This is a genomic window from Mesorhizobium atlanticum (genome assembly GCF_003289965.1).
In the GTDB taxonomy this organism is placed as follows: Bacteria; Pseudomonadota; Alphaproteobacteria; order Rhizobiales; family Rhizobiaceae; genus Mesorhizobium; species Mesorhizobium atlanticum.
On sequence record NZ_QMBQ01000003.1, the window covers coordinates 63,331 to 76,039 of the forward strand.

The following is a 12,709-nucleotide window of genomic DNA, read 5'->3' on the forward strand; positions in this document are numbered from 1 at the left end:
GTGTTTTTGCGCAATTCCGGGCGGAAAACAGCTATGCGCCTTTCCTGGGATTGCCTTAGGGGCGATGTATTCCGGATATAAGCGGAGGTTACTCCGCTTGCTGCATGTACGGCGCTTTCGGCTTTTTTCCAGAGGCGCCGCCGGATTTATTTGGCTGGCCCGTCAGGGATAGCGCACCGCGCTCGACCAGGCCGGGTCCTCATGCCTTTTCCAATAGAGCGCCATCAGCCGCTCGGTGATCGGGCCGACCTTGCCGTCGGCGACAGGCGCGCCGTCGATCGTCGTGACCGGCATGACGCCGCCGGCGGTCGAGGTGATGAAGACCTCGTCCGCTGCCTTCAGCGCGGTCACGCCGACATCGGTCGCGACCGCAGAAAGGCCGGCCTCGGCACATAGGTCGAACACCGTGCGGCGCGTGATCCCGGGCAGCACGCCGACGGCAGGCGTCGATAATTTGTCGTCCTTGACGCAGAAGACGTTGAAGCCCGGACCTTCGGCGACATTGCCGTTGAAGTCGAGGATCAGCGCGGTGTCGGCGCCACGGTCATAGGCATCGTAGAGGCCGCGGACGAGATCGAGCCAGTGGTAGTTCTTGATCGAGGGATCGATCGAAGCCGGCGGGATGCGCACCTTGTCGCTGATCGCGACATGCAGGCCGCGCCGCAGCTGTTCGGCATTGGCGATTGAGCCGAAGGGAACAGCGAAAGCCATGAAGCGGTTGACCGCCTGGCGCGGGTCGCGGCTGAAGGTCGGCGAGGCACCGCGCGTGCACAGCATTTCGACGTAAGCCGCGCGGTGGCCGGAGAGCGCGACGCAATTGTGGAGAATATCGGCAACGCCATCACGATCGAAAGGGATCGTCATGCGCAACTTCTCCAGCCCGCCGAAGAACCGGTCGAGATGGAGGTCGAGGCGGAAGAAGCGGCCGTCCCAGACATGCACGGTGTCATAGGTGGCGTCCGAATGCAGAAAGCCCCAATCCAGCACCGAGATCTCGGCCTGAGACATTGGCAGATACTGCCCGTCGAGGAAGACCACGCCGTCGGGATAGGCGTGCGGGTCGAGATGGCGATCGGAGAGAAAGGGGAAATTGGCTGGCGTGGCGGCGGCCTGGCTCATTTCATTCCTCCTCGGGCGTTCCAATGAGGCAGGCTAGCGTCCGGCTGCGGATGCAGTAGAGCCAGGCAGGTTGCGCTGCTTGGCCTCATTCGTCCTCGTCGTCTTCCTCCAGCAGCCGCGTGGCGCGCCAGCGGGTGAGCACCGCATTGGTCTCATCAATGACGAAGAAACGCGCCGAATCCCGGTCGTAGCCTTCGGCGAGCAGCTTTTCATAGTCGGTATGGGCGTGACGGACATGGGCGATGGTTGCCAGCCACACCGCGATCGTCGGCGGCAGAGTCTTCATGTGCACGGAACCGGCGTCGGCGCGGATCTTTTCCATGTCGGCATAGGGCGCCAAGGGAAGAAGCGCGGTCAGCGCCTTGGCGATGGCGCGGCGGCGGCCGGTGGGGGCGCTCATTTGTCGTCGCGTCCGGCGATGGTCGCTTCCGGGAAGGCGTCGACCGAAGCGTAGTAGGGCTTGATGTCGATGACCGGCGTGGCGTCGAGCACATCAATGGCGTCGATCTCGATCCGTCCGGCCTCGATGTCGAGCGCGACGAGCTTCGCCACATGCAGGCCGACAGGGTTCGGCCGGGCAGGGGAGCGCAGCGAGAAAACGCCTTTCGGTTCAGCCGCGTGGCGCGGTTTCTGCACAATCAGATTGCGCGGCGCGTGATGCAGCCAGGACAGGATGACGACGTGACTGGCCCGTTCCAGGTTTTGCAATCCCGGGCGATAGGGCTCGTCGATCAGGACTGTCGCGGTTCGCCCTGATTCACGGGCGGCGCGCATGTTCTTGGGGCAATCCTCGCGGCTCGTCCAGGGCGAGACGATGCGGCCGATGAAGACGACATGGCCGTCCGGCCGCAACCCCGCCGGATCGGCTGCAAGCAGCGTTTCACCGTCGCGCGTCTCAAACATCCTGTTCACCCTCCGGAGGAGCCGCTCGCCCGGCGCGGGTCACGGCTGCGCCATTTTCTTGTCCGGAAACGACATTGCGCTTGCCAGGGTTTCAAAATCGACATAAACATATCTTTATATCTTTCAACGAGAGCCCGCTCATGCATGTCTCGCTCGACACAATGGTAGATACATTGAAGGCGGCGGCCGAATCCAGCCGGCTGCGCATCCTGGTGCTGCTTTCGCGTGGCGATCTCACTGTCTCCGACCTCACTGAGATCCTCGGCCAGTCGCAGCCGCGCGTCTCGCGCCATCTGAAGCTGCTGCTCGATGCCGGGCTGATTGGCCGCTACCAGGAAGGGTCCTGGGCCTTCTTCAGGCTGACCGATACGGACAATTCGCGCGATTTCGTGCAGCGCCTGGTCTCCGGCATCAGCGAAGGCGACCCGCAGGTGGTGCGCGATCTCGAGCGGCTGGCGGCGGTGAAGCGTAAGCGGCAGGATCGGGCCGCCGAATATTTCTCCGAGAACGCCGCGAGCTGGGATCATATCCGCTCGCTGCATGTGCCGGACCGCGCGGTGGAGGCGGCACTCATCAAGCTCGTCGGCAAGCGGCCGTTCCAGTCGATGCTCGACCTCGGCACCGGCACGGGCCGGCTGCTCGAAATCTTCGCGCCGCTCTACCGGCGCGGCGTCGGCATCGACATGTCGCGCGAGATGCTGACGGTGGCGCGCGCCAATCTCGACAAGGCCGGCATCGCCAATGCGCAGGTTCGCCAGGGCGACATTTTCTCACCGCCGGTCGAGCGCAACGCCTTCGATCTCGTCACCATCCACCAGGTGCTGCACTATCTCGACGATCCCGCCCGCGCCATCGCCGAAGCGGCGCGGCTGCTGCGCCCCTCGGGTCGGCTGATCGTCGTCGACTTCGCGCCGCATAATCTGGAATTCCTGCGCGACCAGCACGCCCATATGCGGCTCGGCTTCTCCGACCGGCAGATGTCCGACTGGTTCGCGGAGGCTGGGCTCGACCTGGAGGACAGCCAGGAGTTCGAGCCGCGCGGCGGCAACGAGGCAAGGCTCACCGTCAAGCTCTGGCTCGGCCGCGACCGCCGCCTGCAGATCGCCGATCCGTCCAACGATTCCTTGCCAGTAAGGGAAACAGCCTGATGAACCAGTTCCGCTTTTCCCGCCGCCCCGACATCGGCGACAAGGTCAGGGTCTCGTTCGAATTCTTCCCGCCGAAGAATGACGAGATGGAAGCAAGGCTCTGGGACACGGTCACAAGGCTGGAGCCGCTGAAGCCAAAATTCGTCTCGGTGACCTACGGCGCCGGCGGCTCGACCCGCGAGCGCACGGCGCGCACGGTCAAACGCATCCTCAACGAGACGACGCTGACGCCAGCGGCGCATATGACCTGCGTCGACGCGGCGCGTGACCAGGTCGACACGGTCATCCGCGAATTCGTCGACTTCGGCGTCACCCGTTTCGTCGCGCTGCGCGGCGATCCGGCCGCAGGCGTCGGAACCGCTTATCGCCCGCATCCCGACGGCTACGCCAACGGCGCCGAACTGGTCGGCGCGCTGAAGAGCGTCGGCGATTTCGACATCTCGGTCTCGGCCTATCCGGAAAAGCATCCGGAAAGCCCGGACTTCGCCACCGACATCGACATGCTGAAGCGCAAGGTCGACAACGGCGCGACGCGGGCGATCACCCAGTTCTTCTTCGACAACGATCTCTACGAACGCTACGTCGAGCGGGCACGGCGCGCCGGCATCTATATCCCGATCGTGCCCGGCATCCTGCCGGTGCATAATTTCACGCAGGTCGCCAATTTCTCGTCGCGCTGCGGGGCGCTGGTGCCGGCATGGCTGGCCGAGCGTTTCGAGGGGCTGGAGAACGATCCGCAGACACATGCGCTTGTGGCCTCGGCCGTGGCGGCCGAGCAGGTGCTCGACCTCGTCGAGCGCGGCGTCGGCGACTTCCATTTCTACACGATGAACCGCGCCGACCTCGTCTTTGCCGTCTGCCACATGATCGGCATCCGCTCGCATGAGGCGGAGGCGACCGGGTCGGCCGCGGCCTGAACCAAGGCTGTGCCTGAAGTCAGGGTCTGCAATGGAAAAGGCCGGGTGGAAACCCGGCCTTTTCGAACTGTTGGACTATTCTCGGTGCCTGGTCTTCCCGGCTTTGGCGGGTCAGGGAAGAACGCCTATGATAAGGGCACCGATGAATGCGAATGCGGCACAAATCATCAAAGCGTTGATTGGCCTCGTCAGTCCCATGTCATAGCCTCCTCTTCAGAGCTATGGCAGGAGTCTAGGGTCATTTGGGCCACAGGCAAGCGGAAAACGTGCTGCATTGCGACATGATTGTGGAATTTGCGACTACAAATTGGCCGTTAGTCGTTGAAACTCTTCGGCAAAAGCCGGCTTCGCGGTTGTGAATAAATTGTGGCGGCGGTGTGGCATGACACCGCTACCATTTGCCGAACAACCGCCCGTCGATGGTGATCAAGCCGAGTCCAATCAGCGTCATGCCGCCGATTTCGAACAGCGCCAACCGCTCGCCGAGGAAGAGAAAGCCGAGCAGAACCGCGCTGACCGGCACGATCAAGGTGACCAGCGAGGCATTGGTGGCGCCGGCCGAGGCGACGAGGTTGAAATAGAGGATATAGGCGAAGGCGGTGGACAGCAGCGCCAGTCCCAACACCGCGGCCCAGACCGGCGGCGAGGCTGAGAACAAGCCCGTCGGCCCATAGGCAATGAGCACGATGGGGGTCATGATGATGGTCGAGGCGGTCAGTTGCCCGGTGGCAATCACCGGCGAGGGCACACCCTTGAAGCGGCGCGCGATCATCAAGGCGATCGCATAGGACACCGAGGCGCCGATCAGCGCGAACTTGGCCCAGACCGGCCCGCCGAGGCCGGCAACAAGACCCGGGCCGATCATCACCGCGGTCCCGGCTACGCCGAGCGCGATGCCGGCCAGCTTGTTCCAGGACAGCCTCTCGTCGGTTGTGAGCGCATTGGCAAGCACCAGTGTCCAGAACGGCGTCGTGGCGTTGAGCACCGAGGCGACGCCGGCGCCGAGCTGCGTCTGGCCGGCGAAGATCAGCGAGAAGGGCACGACGTTGTTGGTGAGCGCCAGCAGGAAGAACAGGCCGGCATGCGGGAAGGCGAGCCGGAACGACGGGCCGCGGACCGCCAGATAAAGCTGAAGTGCGATCGCTGCGACGGCGACGCGGAACAGCACCAGCGCCAGCGGATGGATCTCGGATACGGCAATGCGGGCAAAGAAGAACGATCCGCCCCAGATCGCGCCGAGCAGGAGAAGCTGCGCCCAATCCTTGAGCGTCATCGGTCCGCGCGTGGGCGCGGCGGCGGTCATAGTGGACATGTCATGTCCTCCCCAGGCCGATCGCAATCTCGGCCGTTGCACCTCACCAACCGATATCGCGTTCGCAGGCAAGGGCCACCCGAAACCTGACCGGTGGTTTAGCGTTGGCAAAATGTGCAGCCGGCCGCGCCGGGTCGACAGACACAGAACTGTTTTCTTTGGCGGCTAGCTAGGATTAATTGTGCGCGCTCCAGACCTGAGGATTCGTCCATGCAGCGATTCGAAAATGCCCGTGACGCGGCACTGGCGCTTCGTCCCGACGATCCGGTCTATTGTTTTCGCCCGCAGGTGCTGAAGGCGGATGCGCTGCAGTTCATGGGCATGTTTCCCGGCAAGACCGCCTATGCGGTGAAAACCAATGGCGAGCAGATCGTGCTGAAGACGCTGGTGGAAGCCGGCGTCGGCACTTTCGACGTCGCCTCGCCGGGAGAGTTCGCTGCCGTGCGCGCGGTCTCGCCGGATGCCGAGATGCTCTACATGCACCCGGTCAAGGCACAGTCGGACATCAAGCTGGCGCTGGAGAAATACGGCATCCGAGTGATCTCGCTCGACCATGAGGACGAGATCACCAAGCTGACGCGCGTGGTGCGGGCGCTCGATATCGACCCGGGCGCCATCACCGTCTTCGTGCGCATCCAGACCAAGGGCCATGCGGCTTACGAATTGTCGAAGAAATTCGGCGCAGGGCCGGCCAACGCGGTCGAGCTTGCCGAGCGGCTGAACCGCACCGGCTACAAAGTGGGGCTCTGCTTCCATGTCGGCAGCCAGATCGAGGATCCCGACACCTATGAACGGGCGCTGGCCTCGGCCGACTGGGTGCGCAACCGCCTGACCTTCGACATTGCCGGGCTCGATGTCGGCGGTGGCTTCCCCGCCGAATACGGCCACGATCCCAACCGTAAGCTGGTCGAGATGCCGTCGCTCGGCCAGCTGATGTCGCGGCTCGCCGGCGACCTGAAGGAATACCAGTTCGACCAGATGCCGCTGGTGGCCGAGCCCGGCCGCGTGATCGTGGCGCGCTGCCTTTCGCTGATCGTGCGCGTGCTCTTGCGCAAGGGCAAGCGGCTCTACATCAATGACGGCATCTGGGCCTCGCTGTCGGATTCATGGACCGGCAAGATCACGCTGCCGGCTCGCTTCATCCCCGATCCGGCGATCCGCACGCGTAACGGCGCGGAAAAAAACATCGTGCCGTTCAAGGTCTGCGGCGCGACCTGCGATTCCGTCGACATCCTGTCGCGTCCGTTCTGGCTGCCGGAAACGGTCGACACCGGCGACTGGATCGAGATCGGCCATATCGGCGCCTACTCGCTGTCGCTGAGGACCCGCTTCAACGGCTTCTTCCCCGACACCTTCGTGGAGGTGACGACGCCGTTCGACGAAGGCGACGCGCCGCAAGGGTTCGCGAGTCTGGAGACGATGGCGGATTGAGTTCTCCCTTCTCCCACAACAAGGGGAGAAGGAGAAAGTGCTACAGCTTGGCCAACAATTCCGGCGTTGGCCAGCCATCCACCGGCAGGCCAAGCCGCATCTGCTCCTTGCGGATCGCTTCGCGCGTGTTGGTGCCCAGGATCCCGTCGACCGTGCCGACGTCATAGCCCTTGGCTTCGAGCTTGGTCTGCAGCGCCTTCATCTGGTCGCCGCTCAAGCCCTGCTCGGGCGTGCGCGGGTCGAATTGCGGCGCGCCGGCAAACCGCGTCGCCATGACGGCCGCGGTCAGCGCATAGGTGAAGGACTGGTTCCATTCCAGATAAACGTCGAAATTGTCATAGGTCAGGAAGGCGGGACCCTTGTGGCCCATCGGCAGCGCCAGGCCGGCCTTCAGCCCGTTGTCGATGAGCGGGTTGCCGTTGGGCTCGGTGACGCCCCACTCAGCCCACTGCGCCAGCGGCAGCTTGTTGGTGCGACCGGTCTGGTCCCATGGCATCTCATCGGGGACGCGCACTTCCTGGACCCAGGGCTGGTCGCGCTTCCAGCCGCGCGACTGGATCTTGCTGGCGGTCGTCATGATAACGTCCGGCACGCTGTTCCTGAGGTCGACCTTGCCGTCGCCGTCGCCGTCGACACCGTGCGCCAGATAATCGGTCGGCAGGATCTGCGTCTGGCCGATCTCGCCGGCCCAGGCCCCCTTGACGTCGGCCGGCAGCACGCCGCGATCGATGAGCGTCAACAGCGGCACCAATTGCTGGCGGAAGAGCTGAGGCCGACGGCAGTCATGCGAAAGCGTGACCAGCGCATTCAGCGTATGGAAGTCGCCCTGCACGGCGCCGAAGTCGGTCTCCAGCCCCCAGAAGGCGGTGATGACGGCTGGCTGAACGCCGAACTGCTTGTCGGCGCGGTCGAAGATTTCGGCATATTTCTTCAGATTGGCCGCGCCCTGCTTCAGGCGGTAGGCCGAGATCATCCGGTTGGAGAATTCGGTGAAAGTCTGGGTGAAGACGCCCTGGGCCCGGTCGCGCGCCAACGCGCGCTCGTCGATGGTGGCGTCCTCCAGCGCATCGAGGCCGACGGCGCCGACGCCGGCCGCCTTGGCCTCGGCCGCCACGCCCTGTTTCCAGGCCTCGAAATCGCCGCCACATTCTTGCGCCGCCGCGGGCAGTGCGAACGCGCCGACAAGCAGCGCCGCCAGGATTTCAACGCGCAATCGCATCGCTTTCCTTTCGAGACCGGCGCATGACCTGATCGTGATCCCGGATCGGGACCGCACAGGCGCATGCGAGGATTTCAAAGCTCAGGAGCCGCGCCAGGCACTCGCGCGAGCACGCCGCTCCGGATTACCAGCGGTTGCATGTTTCGCCGCCCGCCGTGTCGAAAAGCAGGCGGGAGGGCCGATGTCAACGGGTGTTCTGCCGCAGCCACTTCTTCCAGGCGGCTTCCGAGCCATTGAAGACGTTGATGTCGGACTTGCCGGTCATGCCGGGCACGATGCCGGTGCCGGTGTACTGCCAGAAGGTGAAGGGATGGCTGCCGTATTTCTCACGCGGGTGCCCTGCGACCGAGCGCAGCCAGTAGGGGTAGCCGCGGAACGTCGCCAATTGGTTGTCGTCGAAGAAGTCGACCGAGGTGTAGATGATCGGCTTCTTGCCGTAGTGACGCTCGACCATTTGCAGAAAGACGGTCATTTCACTGCGCACGGTGGCCGGATCGGGGCGCAGCCTGCAGGTCGGCGATTTCGGGTTCCATTCCATGTCGAGCACCGGCGGCATGGCCGAAGGGTCATTGGGGACATTGGCGATGAACCAGCGCGCCTGGGCTTCCGCCGGCGTGCAGAAATAGAAGAAATGATAGGCCGCGCGCGGAATTCCCGCGGCCCTGGTGCGTGCCCAGTGCTCGTTGAAATTTTCGTCGAAACGGTCGCCGCCTTCGGTCGCCTTGATGAAAGCGAAGGAGATGCCGCTGGCTCTCGCCGTCGGCCAGTCGACCGAGGTCTGGTATTTGGAGACATCCGTGCCGTGGATGGCGTAGGTCCACGGCGCGCCGCTGTCCCATTCATGCGGCTTGGAGTCCTCGAATTTGGGCGCGCGCACCGCAACCGTTTGCGCGGACGGCGCCAGCGGCGAAAGATCGTCCACGGTCGAGCAGGCGCTCAGCAGCGTCAGCATCAGGATGGCCGCGAGACGGCGCATGGCGTTCCCCAGGCCGGGTTCAGCCGGCCGCTGATGGGTCCTTTACTGATGGTGGTCGCTAATCTGGCGCCCCCTGCCGGATGATCGCCCCACGAGATCATCCGCCTCTTTTGTCTGTCCATGTCGTTGCCCCAAAACCGCTGCGCACTTTTGGGCGACATGGACAAGTTGATCGCCGAACATGGTTGATAATCCATTGACGGTGCTCGACGACGCCGATGATTTTGCGAAAGCAATGGCGGCAAATCGATGACATAAATCGTGCCGGCGAATCCGAAGGGCGGAAAAGATGCGGGCTGTCGTGAAGTTCATCAAATGGCTGCTTGGCCTTGTGATCCTGGCGGTGGTCGCGCTCTTCGCCTGGCTCTATCTCGCGCCGCCGGAACTGATCCGCGTCGGCTCCAGCTATTCGGCCAAGATCGTCTGCTCGAACGTCTTCATCGCCGGCCGCGACCCGAACCAGGTGCTGGCGGTCGACGTGCAGGCGCCTGGCCATCCGCTGCTTAGGCTGATGAAAGTGTCGGTCGACAGAGAAAGGGGGATGGTTTCGGCCGGGCTGCTCTGGGTGCTGGGCAAGAGCGTTGCCGTAGAGCGCTTCGGGGTCGGCTGCGCATCGGTTCCCGACGGCGATACCGGCAAAGCCAGGCAGACCTCGTTGCGTGCGGTGCCGCCCGCCGCGGCGCAACCAGATGAGCTCTGGCCGTATGGCGAGCGGGTGGACACTTCGCAGAACCCCGACGTGTCGAAAATCGTCGACGACGCGGCCATGGCCGGAACCGGCATGCGCGCCATCGTGGTGGTGAAGAACGGCCGCGTCGTCGCGGAGCGTTATGGCGACGGCTTCTCGGCGAAGACGCCGTTGCTCGGCTGGTCGATGACCAAGACGGTGAATGCCGCGATCGTCGGCACTCTGGTCAAGGACGGCAAGATCGCCATCGGCAACAAGGGTCTGTTCAAGGCGTGGAAGGCCGATGGCCGCGCCGCCATCAGCCTTGCCGATATGATGGCGATGTCGAGCGGGCTGGAGTTCAACGAGGATTATGGCGATGTCGCCGACGTGACGCGCATGCTCTATCTCGAGCCGGACATGGCTGGTTTCGCCGAGGCCAAGCCGCTGAGCGGCGAGGTCGGCAAGGTGTTTTCCTATTCGAGCGGCACGGCGGTGATGCTGTCGCGCCTGTGGCAGGATGCGATCGGCGACAAGACCAAAGCGCTGGCCTGGCCGCGCACGGCGTTGTTCGAGCCGCTCGGCATGCATAGCGCGGTGCTAGAGACCGACGAGCAGGGCACTTTCGTCGGCTCGTCCTATCTCTATGCCACGGCTCGTGACTGGGCGCGCTTCGGCCAGTTCCTGCTGCAGGGCGGCGTCTGGAACGGCAACCAGATCCTGCCCGCCGGTTTCGTTGACTGGATGCGCGAGCCGGCGCCGGCCTCGAAAGTGTATGGCAAAGGCCAGCTCTGGATCGAGGGACCGGGCGACGAGGAAAAGCCCGGCGCGGGCGCTGCCGCCGGCCTGCCCAAGGACACCTACTGGATGGAAGGCCATGACGGCCAGACGGTGGCAATCATTCCCTCGGAGCAGCTGGTGGTGGTGCGGCTTGGGCTGACGCCGGCCAAGCTCGGCTATCGTCCGCAAGCGATGGTCGGTGCGCTGGTCAAGGCGCTGCAGTAGGTAGCGCTTTGCTATTTGGGGGGTCCAATCAAGCCCAGATATGCATAGCCGCAATAAAGCGTTCTGAAACGGAAGGTTGCGCCGGTGCGCTGCGATTCCGATTCAAGCACGTCGCGCAGCGAGGCGCGCGGTGTGACGTGGAATTTCCGAAGCCAGCCGCGCAGCATCGCCCGGAACCAGCGCGGAAGGCCCTCCTGCTGGCCGAAATCGACCACGTGCAGCGAGCCGCCCGGCGCAAGCGCGGCCAGCGCCGCCGAGACGGTGTTTTCCCAGCCGGGGATCATCGACAGCGAATAGGACACGAAGACGCGGTCGAAATGCTCGACGCCGAACAACTCCTTGGCGTCGAAATCGGTGGCGTCGCCGCGCGCCAGTTTGACCTTGCCGGAGAAACCTTCGCGAGCGATGGCCGCATTGGCCGTCTCCAACATCTCGGCCGAGATATCGAGGCCGAAGAAGCGGGCGTTTGGATAGCGGCGGGCGGCAAGCACGATGTTGCGGCCGGTGCCGCAGCCGAGCTCCAGCACGGTGCCGCCTTGCGGCACGTCCAACCCGTCGATCAGCCGGTCGCGGCCAAGCAGGTAGTATTTGCGGGTCAGGTCGTAGATGTGGCGCTGCCAACGGTAGACGCCGTCCATCAGTTCGGCATGGCTGGCCGGCAGCTCCGTCGTGCTCATGCGGCGCGCTTCACGTAAAGGTGGAAGCCGCCATAGATCGCCGAGCGGTCCTTTGCGGAGAATTCGCGCGAGGCATCGGCCTCATACGCCCACTGGTCAAGCAGCGAGCTGGAAACGCGGCCGGGCAACAGGCTGGGCTCGGCCGCGGTGCGGAAGATGACGCGAGCACCCACGGAAGCCGTGCGGGTGATCTCGGTCCAGAGCGCGTTGAGCAGGTCGTCGGTCATCCAGTCCTGTGCGTCGAGCAGGACGAAGCGGTCGACCGTGCCCGCCTCCTTGGCCGCCAGGAACTTGATCAGGTTGGCATGGTGGATGGCGACGCGGTCGATGTTGTCGCGGATCGTCTTGTAATTGCGCTGTTCCAGATAGGCGGGGAGTGCTGCCTCGCCGGGCTGCGGATAGCGGCGGGCGAAGGCCTGCCAGGCGAAATAATTGTTCTTGAGCGGGAAGTCGCAAGCGAGCTTTTCCAGCCGCGCCTTCAAGACGCTCGCCATCGAGCCGTCGCCGGAGGTGATCAGCGAGTCGTACTGCGCCGGCGGGATGCCGAGGCCGAACAGCGAAGCCTTGCGCGAGGTCGCCCAGCGCAGCAGCTTCTTGTCGAAGACCGGAGCCAGTTCCTCGTTGAAGAAGCGGCGCTGCTCGCCGATGTTCTCGGCCTTCATGATGCCGGCCGGGTCGACGCCGAACAGCTTGCCCACGCGATGGCCCATGGCGATGAACAGGCCGAGCAGGCCGGTCTGGTAGAAATTGCGGTCGAAGACCGAGATGCGGCGGCGGCCGCGCCAGTTGCGGCGCTCCCAGTAGTGGCGGCTCACCGGATCGAGATGCGGCGCGATGAAGCGATCATAGGCATCGGAATTGTGGCTGGTGTCGGTGGCACCGAAGAAGCGGAACAGGTCGCCGTGCGACGGCAGGTGGCGCACCGCTTCCAGCTTCATGCGGTTGAGCGCGATATGCGCGGCGTTGAGATCGACCGCGTCAATCCTGGCCGGCGAGCGGGTCAGATAAGCCAGAATGTTGCAGCCGCCCGAGGCGATCGTGACGACGCGGTGACCGGCGCCGAGCTGCATTGCCTCCATGTCGACATCCGGGTCTTCCCAGATCTGCGGATAGACCAGACCGGAGAACAGGAAGGCAAAGAGCCGCTCGGAAATGCCGTCCTTCGACAATGCCCGGTTCTGGTAGACGGCCTTTCCGACTTCCTTGCCTCGACGATAAACGAGTTCTCCGGATACGTCCGACATGGAAAGGTGATTCCCCGTTTGCGTTGGCGCAAGCGGGTAGCGCAGCGTCATGACAGGCAGGTGACAGCCTGTTGACGGGAGGCCGTCACGA

Annotated in this window: 12 protein-coding genes; 4 read left to right on the plus strand and 8 right to left on the minus strand. The window is 64.1% G+C overall.

From position 1 onward, the window contains the following. Positions 1–162: 162 nt before the first annotated feature. From DPM35_RS10065 to tsaA, 3 genes are all read right to left on the minus strand, one after another. Positions 163–1,119 carry a D-amino acid aminotransferase gene (locus DPM35_RS10065; RefSeq protein WP_112127173.1) on the minus strand — a complete coding sequence of 319 codons (957 nt, stop codon included), beginning with the start codon at positions 1,117–1,119 and terminating at the stop codon, positions 163–165. An 85-nt stretch (positions 1,120–1,204) separates the two neighbouring features. Then, on the minus strand, positions 1,205–1,519 hold the full coding sequence (locus tag DPM35_RS10070) for a DUF2293 domain-containing protein (protein WP_042637658.1): 315 nt from the start codon (positions 1,517–1,519) through the stop codon (positions 1,205–1,207). Then, a complete protein-coding gene (tsaA, locus tag DPM35_RS10075; RefSeq protein WP_112127174.1) occupies positions 1,516–2,022 on the minus strand; it encodes a tRNA (N6-threonylcarbamoyladenosine(37)-N6)-methyltransferase TrmO in 507 nt (168 codons plus the stop codon). The genes DPM35_RS10070 and tsaA overlap by 4 nt, the downstream gene beginning before the upstream one ends. 140 nt (positions 2,023–2,162) lie before the next feature. Between tsaA and DPM35_RS10080 the strand changes: the two genes are divergently transcribed. Both DPM35_RS10080 and metF read left to right on the plus strand, forming a co-directional pair. Next, on the plus strand, positions 2,163–3,170 hold the full coding sequence (locus DPM35_RS10080) for an ArsR/SmtB family transcription factor (RefSeq protein ID WP_112127175.1): 1,008 nt from the start codon (positions 2,163–2,165) through the stop codon (positions 3,168–3,170). Continuing rightward, positions 3,170–4,087, plus strand: a complete 918-nt coding sequence (gene metF / locus DPM35_RS10085) for a methylenetetrahydrofolate reductase [NAD(P)H] (RefSeq protein WP_112127176.1) — start codon at positions 3,170–3,172, stop codon at positions 4,085–4,087. The genes DPM35_RS10080 and metF overlap by 1 nt, the downstream gene beginning before the upstream one ends. A gap of 391 nt (positions 4,088–4,478) precedes the next feature. Here metF and DPM35_RS10090 read toward each other — a convergent pair whose 3' ends face one another. Further along, positions 4,479–5,399 (minus strand): DMT family transporter, encoded by a 921-nt coding sequence (locus DPM35_RS10090; protein WP_181591984.1) that lies wholly within the window; start codon positions 5,397–5,399, stop codon positions 4,479–4,481. Positions 5,400–5,609: 210 nt separating this feature from the next. Here DPM35_RS10090 and DPM35_RS10095 point away from each other — a divergent pair, with 210 nt between their 5' ends. Next, a complete protein-coding gene (locus tag DPM35_RS10095; protein ID WP_112127178.1) occupies positions 5,610–6,830 on the plus strand; it encodes an alanine racemase in 1,221 nt (406 codons plus the stop codon). Between the two features lie 40 nt (positions 6,831–6,870). On the opposite strand, the gene DPM35_RS10100 is transcribed toward DPM35_RS10095, so the two are convergent. Beyond that, positions 6,871–8,049, minus strand: a complete 1,179-nt coding sequence (locus DPM35_RS10100; RefSeq protein ID WP_112127179.1) for a lytic murein transglycosylase — start codon at positions 8,047–8,049, stop codon at positions 6,871–6,873. 184 nt (positions 8,050–8,233) lie between these two features. Further along, the gene (locus DPM35_RS10105) at positions 8,234–9,025 is read right to left on the minus strand and encodes a glycoside hydrolase family 25 protein (RefSeq protein WP_112127180.1); all 792 of its coding nucleotides are present in this window, start codon (positions 9,023–9,025) and stop codon (positions 8,234–8,236) included. Between the two features lie 289 nt (positions 9,026–9,314). Between DPM35_RS10105 and DPM35_RS10110 the strand changes: the two genes are divergently transcribed. Beyond that, positions 9,315–10,697 (plus strand): serine hydrolase domain-containing protein, encoded by a 1,383-nt coding sequence (locus tag DPM35_RS10110; RefSeq protein ID WP_112127181.1) that lies wholly within the window; start codon positions 9,315–9,317, stop codon positions 10,695–10,697. Between the two features lie 11 nt (positions 10,698–10,708). Here DPM35_RS10110 and DPM35_RS10115 read toward each other — a convergent pair whose 3' ends face one another. Continuing rightward, positions 10,709–11,374, minus strand: coding sequence for a class I SAM-dependent methyltransferase (locus tag DPM35_RS10115; protein WP_112127182.1), 666 nt, complete (start codon positions 11,372–11,374; stop codon positions 10,709–10,711). Then, complete coding sequence (locus tag DPM35_RS10120) at positions 11,371–12,669, minus strand: BtaA family protein (RefSeq protein WP_112127183.1); 1,299 nt, start codon at positions 12,667–12,669, stop codon at positions 11,371–11,373. Before DPM35_RS10120 ends, DPM35_RS10115 begins: the two co-directional genes overlap by 4 nt. Between the last annotated feature and the right edge of the window lie 40 nt (positions 12,670–12,709).

What these genes read in the sequence shown, in the direction of transcription:
- DPM35_RS10120 (WP_112127183.1), bottom strand. Translation starts at nt 12,669, where the DNA reads ATGACGCTGCGCTACCCGCTTGCGCCAACGCAAACGGGGAATCACCTT.
- DPM35_RS10110 (WP_112127181.1), top strand. Translation starts at nt 9,315, where the DNA reads ATGCGGGCTGTCGTGAAGTTCATCAAATGGCTGCTTGGCCTTGTGATC.
- DPM35_RS10065 (WP_112127173.1), bottom strand. Translation starts at nt 1,119, where the DNA reads ATGAGCCAGGCCGCCGCCACGCCAGCCAATTTCCCCTTTCTCTCCGAT.
- DPM35_RS10105 (WP_112127180.1), bottom strand. Translation starts at nt 9,025, where the DNA reads ATGCGCCGTCTCGCGGCCATCCTGATGCTGACGCTGCTGAGCGCCTGC.
- tsaA (WP_112127174.1), bottom strand. Translation starts at nt 2,022, where the DNA reads ATGTTTGAGACGCGCGACGGTGAAACGCTGCTTGCAGCCGATCCGGCG.
- DPM35_RS10080 (WP_112127175.1), top strand. Translation starts at nt 2,163, where the DNA reads ATGCATGTCTCGCTCGACACAATGGTAGATACATTGAAGGCGGCGGCC.
- DPM35_RS10095 (WP_112127178.1), top strand. Translation starts at nt 5,610, where the DNA reads ATGCAGCGATTCGAAAATGCCCGTGACGCGGCACTGGCGCTTCGTCCC.
- DPM35_RS10070 (WP_042637658.1), bottom strand. Translation starts at nt 1,519, where the DNA reads ATGAGCGCCCCCACCGGCCGCCGCCGCGCCATCGCCAAGGCGCTGACC.
- DPM35_RS10100 (WP_112127179.1), bottom strand. Translation starts at nt 8,049, where the DNA reads ATGCGATTGCGCGTTGAAATCCTGGCGGCGCTGCTTGTCGGCGCGTTC.
- metF (WP_112127176.1), top strand. Translation starts at nt 3,170, where the DNA reads ATGAACCAGTTCCGCTTTTCCCGCCGCCCCGACATCGGCGACAAGGTC.
- DPM35_RS10115 (WP_112127182.1), bottom strand. Translation starts at nt 11,374, where the DNA reads ATGAGCACGACGGAGCTGCCGGCCAGCCATGCCGAACTGATGGACGGC.
- DPM35_RS10090 (WP_181591984.1), bottom strand. Translation starts at nt 5,399, where the DNA reads ATGTCCACTATGACCGCCGCCGCGCCCACGCGCGGACCGATGACGCTC.